General features: G+C 44.2%; 2 tRNA genes. Both read left to right on the top strand.

Features of this window, described 5'->3' with window-relative positions:
• Positions 1 to 28: 28 nt before the first annotated feature.
• Positions 29 to 105 (top strand) — tRNA-Ile (locus AC6CHR_RS25115).
• Positions 106 to 118: 13 nt separating this feature from the next.
• A tRNA-Ala gene (locus AC6CHR_RS25110) sits at positions 119 to 194 on the top strand.
• Positions 195 to 312: the final 118 nt, after the last annotated feature.

Below are 312 nucleotides of genomic sequence, written 5' to 3'. Positions count from 1 at the left end.
ACTTTGTTCTCCAAATAAATATAGAGATGGGCCTATAGCTCAGCTGGTTAGAGCGCACGCCTGATAAGCGTGAGGTCGATGGTTCGAGTCCATTTAGGCCCACCATCTCAATTTTAGTGGGGCCTTAGCTCAGCTGGGAGAGCGCCTGCCTTGCACGCAGGAGGTCAGCGGTTCGATCCCGCTAGGCTCCACCAATGTTCCTTGAAAACTAGATAACGATAACAATTCAAGTCAATTCACTGAGTTTAAACGCTTAGTTTAGTGATTCTCTTATTAGTAACATAGATACTTTATAGTATCTAAACAGGAATA

This window comes from Metabacillus sp. GQ13 (genome assembly GCF_059758525.1).
This window is presented reverse-complemented; position numbering and strand designations above follow the sequence as displayed.